Genomic DNA, 5222 nt, shown 5'->3' on the forward strand with positions numbered 1-5222 from the left:
CTTATGATTGGACAAAAAAAAGACGAGACCGTAGCCCCGTCGCAGGATAGTCAGATAACTTCCTAAAGAATAAAAATATGAAAAAAACTTAAGATTGCTTGTGTTTTTACACAGTATCTCGAGGGAATTTTAGGTTTGAAAAAGAAATCAAAACCTCTTCCCTGGAGGGAAGATTGAGATGGGTGTTTTGCTAAAGGCTAACGGCCAAAAGCTTAGTAGACCAGTTTACCAGCCCGCCTGACTGACGCAAGTCGGGCAGGTTGACCGGTTGACTAGTTTATTGGAAGTCAAAGTCCATGTCTTAGTCATAGTTACCTAAAGCGCCCTGTTGATTATACCATTACACGAAAGAACGTAGCGATTCGCCCTCTATTTCGACTTAGTTAAACTGTTAACACCCCTGGGAGCCAGTTTAGCGGTAGTCTTTATCACTATTTATGTCTTTGTTTCTGATAATTAAAAGAGCTATTTAAAGATATTATTAGCAAATTTTGGACAAAAAGTGAAAATTAAATAGAAAATAAGGTGCAATTGTTAAATTTAAATTTAATTTTACATTGTAATTAATTCGAAACCTATATATTTGCTTGAACTAAATTTTAAAATTATGAAAAAGACTACATTATTAACATCAATTCTTCTTTTATTCGCTTTTATGGTGAATGCACAGGAAGATACATCAAATTCATCTTATACCGAGTATAACAAATGGTCAATTGACCTTGGAGTTGGTATAGGTACTTCATCAAGCCCATTTAGTAGCGGATACAATTCAGGCGAATTTGGCGATATGGCTTATAACCTTTCCGGGCGTTACATGTTTAATGATAAGGTAGGTGTTCGTGCGGGTGTTATGTTCACTACGATAGATGAAGGTGATAATTATTTACCTTTTTCAACAGATGTTTTTACCTTAACAGGTGAAGGTGTTTTAAATTTAGGTTCTATTCTAAATATCAGTGACTTTACAAATACATTTAATTTACTAGCTCACGGTGGTGTTCAGCGTTCTACTTTTAGTTTTGATAATGGTGCTGGAAATGACAACACTTTAGGATTTATCGTTGGTTTAACCCCACAGGTAAAACTTAGTGATAATGTAGCTTTAAATATCGATGGAAGCTTCATGGGTAATCTTATGCAAGACAGAGGTATAGATGGTAATGCCAGACCAATGCGTTCTGGTTTTGACGGATGGATGGCTAACATTACTGCTGGTGTTTCTATTTACTTAGGAGATAATGATCAACATGCAGACTGGGTTGGAAATACAACTGAAAACATGGTTGAAGAAAAAATGGGTGGTTTTGATAACAAACTAGCTATGATTGAAAGCGGTATGCAGGATACAGATAAGGATGGTGTGCCAAATTATTTGGATAAAGAGTCTAACACTACTGCAGGTGTGGCTGTAAACTCAAAAGGCGAAGCTATTGATACAAATCAAAATGGTGTGCCAGATGAGTTAGAGAGTTCACTAACAGAAATGTTTGTAACTAAAGAATATATAGCTGAAACTACTTCTGGATCAGGTGTAGAAGCTGTGAAGCCAGATGCTAATGATGATTTAGTTAATGTTTACTTTAAGTTTGACAGTACTCAGCCAGAATATTACTCACTTGATGCTATCAGCAAAATTGTTAAGTACATGAGAGTATATCCTGAAGCTAATGCTGTGTTGACAGGTTATTCTGATCAAATTGGTAACAAAGCATACAACAACAAATTATCAGAAGCTCGTGCTAAGAGAGTTTACGACATAGTTGTTGCTGCTGGTATTGATGCATCAAGACTATCTTATAAAGGTGGTGGTGTAGATACTTCCGTAAGCAAAGACTCTGAAGCTGCAAGACAAATGGTTAGAAGAGTATCTTTCCAATTGAAATAATTTATTAATAATTAGTATATACTAAAAACCCTGAGAGCTTCAGCTCGCAGGGTTTTTTGATTTTAAGAAGTTAATGTTACCCCATTTGCAATACCTGCAGCCTTAAGTGAATAAAGGATCTGAGATTGATAACAACACAGTAGTCAGTCTATTTGTCAAAGTCTTCGTCATCGTCGACTTTCCTCAGACCCAGATCTGGCGCGATTGCATCGCGCAAGCTGGAGGCACTGAGTTGAGTTTTAAGCAAATTAGATGAATCTAAAAAACTAAGAAGAAGCTTAATGCCAGGGGGTGACGTGATACAATTGCGCACCAACTTTGATCTCGCGCGATTGCATCGCGCTGACCAGGAACTGCAATCTAGCACCAAATTTGTCTCTGGCTAAAGGCTAACAGCCAATGGCTAAAGGCCTAGTCAACCAGCCCGCCTGACTGATGCTAGTCGGGCAGGTTCACTAGTTTACCAGAAGTCAAAGTCTTAGTCTTCGTCGACTTTCCTCAGACCCAGATCTGGCGCGATTGCATCGCGCAAGCTGGAGGCACTGAGTTGAGTTTTAAGCAAATTAGATGAATCTAAAAAACTACGAACAAGCTTAATGCCAGGGGGTGACGCGATACAATCGCGCACCAACTTTGATCTCGCGCGATTGCATCGCGCTGACCAGGAACTGCAATCGAGCACCAACTTTCAGTGGCTAAAGGCTAACAGCCAATGGCTAACTGCCTTGTCTACCCGTACGGAACGACACCTAGCAACTATCTTAATCATTTCATAACAATGAAGCCTATGCAGGACTGAAAGAAAATATCATTTTTGCAAATTATTTTTCTGGATGGAAACGCTTTACACAGCTCTTATTGTTTTATTGTTTCTTCTCGCTATAGCCGACTTGGTGGTGGGTGTAAGTAACGATGCCGTGAATTTTTTGAACTCAGCGATAGGCTCAAAAGCAGTGCCTATGCGCACAATTTTGATTGTGGCCGGGCTAGGGGTTCTGGTAGGAGCCGTGTTCTCCTCCGGTCTTATGGAGGTGGCGAGGAAGGGGATTTTCAATCCTGAACTTTTCTTTTTTGACGAAATCATCATCATTTTCTTAGCGGTATTAATCACTGATATCCTATTGCTGGATTTCTTTAACTCTATTGGTATTCCAACCTCTACAACCGTTTCCGTTGTTTTTGAATTGTTGGGTGCAGCGGTAGCGATTTCACTTTTGAAACTCTACGAAACCGGTGAAGGCTTTGCGAGCCTGGAACAATTTATCAATGTTCAAAAAGCTTCTGAAATCAGTTTGGGGATTCTTATCTCTGTGTTTGTGGCCTTTGGGGTTGGAGCCCTGGTCCAGTTTATTTCCCGTCTTGTTTTTTCTTTTGATTATCAGGAAAAACTTAACTATATCGGTGGTCTTTACGGTGGAGTATCACTGTCAGCCATCACTTATTTTATTCTTTTAAAGGGAACCAATTCCATTACTTTTTTAGATCAAAATGTGATTGAACAAATTTTAGAAAATAAGCTTTGGATCATTGGCATTAGTTTCTTCCTCTGGACAGTCATTTCCTATGTCTTAATTCAGGTGTTCCATTTTCACATCTTAAAGGTCATTGTTGTTATTGGGACTTTTGCTTTGGCACTTGCTTTTGCCGGTAATGATTTGGTGAATTTTATCGGTGTGAGTATTGCGGCCTGGCAGGCCTTTTTGCTGTGGCAGGAAGCTTTTCTTTCCTCCGGCGTACTTCCTTCCCAGTTTTTGATGGATGGTTTATCCGGCGAAGTACAAACCCCACCGTATTTATTAGTTATTGCGGGAGCTATTATGGTCCTGACGCTTTGGTTTTCCAGCAAGGCTCAATACGTGGTGCAGACAGGGGTCAATCTTGGTCGCCAGGGGGAAGGCCAGGAGCGTTTTCAGCCCAATGTGTTATCCAGAACCGTCGTCAGGTACTCTGTTTTTGTAGGTCAGACGTTTTCTCAGGTGCTTTCTGAGCCTTTGCAGGAGAAGATCAATAACCGGTTTAGCTTTCCCGAAAAAGCTTTAGGCTATAAAAAAGGAGTGGCTAAGCCGGCTTTCGACTTGTTAAGAGCTTCTGTGAATTTGGTATTAGCAAGTATTTTAATTTCTCTTGCTACCAACTATACCTTGCCTCTGTCAACCACTTATGTCACCTTTATGGTGGCTATGGGGACCTCTTTTGGAGACAGGGCCTGGGGTAGAGAAAGCGCGGTGTATCGGGTGTCAGGTGTTTTTAATGTCATAGGAAGTTGGATTGCTACAGCAGCTATCGCGTTTACGGCCGCCGGATTGTTATCGATCATCATTTGGTTTGGGTCCTATTATGCCATTGCGATTTTGTTGATTATCGCTTTATTTTCAATTGTGAGAAGTGCAGTTAGACACTCCAAACGGGTTAGATATGAACGCGAACACAAAAAATTCAATAAGACCGATATCATCACCATCAATGAAATGACCAAAGAGTCTTCTGAAAATATTGTCAAGATTATTTCAGGAGTTAACGATCTGCTCTTAGATGTTGTTAATAATCTGGGGTATCATGATTTAAACCGTTTGAAAAAGAGTTTAAAAACTCAGGAAGATCTGGAGACTACAATCGATGAACTAAAGGATAATATTTTTTACTACATCAAGTCTCTGGAAGACACTAATGTGGAAGCCTCTAAATTTTATGTGTTAACTCTGGATTACCTTCAGGACATGGTGCAGTCCCTGGCGTATATCACCAGAAGTAGCCATACCCACGTGAGTAACAACCATAAAAATCTGAAGTTTAGTCAGATTCGTGATCTAAAGAATGTGCAGCGGGATTTGGATGAAGTCTATAGCGAGCTGATCAAAGCTTTCCAATCCTCAGAATTCGACAGTATAGAGCAGCTAATTACCAATGAAAAAAAGGTGCTGGATAAAATCAGCGACTTACTTCAAAAGCAAATTGAAAGAATTCGAGACACGGAAAACAGTCCGAAAAATTCTAAGCTCTACTTCGGAATTTTACTTGAGACCAAGACCTTAACCAAAACCTCTATTGCTTTATTAGAGCTGTTTAAGGAATATTATGAGGAAGCACGTCAGGAGTTTTAGGAGGTAGTGACCTGGAATTATAAAATCCAATAGATATTGCGCGATTGTATCGCGCAAGTAGAGGTTTTGAGTTGGGTAAGTTTAATTCTAGGGGTGACGCGATACAATCGCGCACCAACTTTGATCTGGGTGTTTTTTTAAGCAGAGAAGAAAATTTGAAATACTAAATTTGAATTTTGAAATACCCCGATTTAGCGCGATTGCATCGCGCAAGTTGACAAGCAGAGATTTAC

2 protein-coding genes are annotated in these 5222 nt (G+C 39.7%); both read left to right on the forward strand.

The genetic code is table 11. The features are described 5' to 3' along the window. The first annotated feature begins 655 nt into the window (after positions 1-655). Positions 656-1888 carry an OmpA family protein gene (locus LB450_RS13405; protein WP_224489755.1) on the forward strand — a complete coding sequence of 411 codons (1233 nt, stop codon included), beginning with the start codon at positions 656-658 and terminating at the stop codon, positions 1886-1888. A gap of 833 nt (positions 1889-2721) precedes the next feature. Beyond that, a complete protein-coding gene (locus LB450_RS13410) occupies positions 2722-4989 on the forward strand; it encodes an inorganic phosphate transporter (protein ID WP_224489756.1) in 2268 nt (755 codons plus the stop codon). Positions 4990-5222 lie beyond the last annotated feature (233 nt).

Source organism: Psychroflexus curvus (assembly GCF_020164585.1).
Lineage (GTDB): Bacteria > Bacteroidota > Bacteroidia > Flavobacteriales > Flavobacteriaceae > Psychroflexus > Psychroflexus curvus.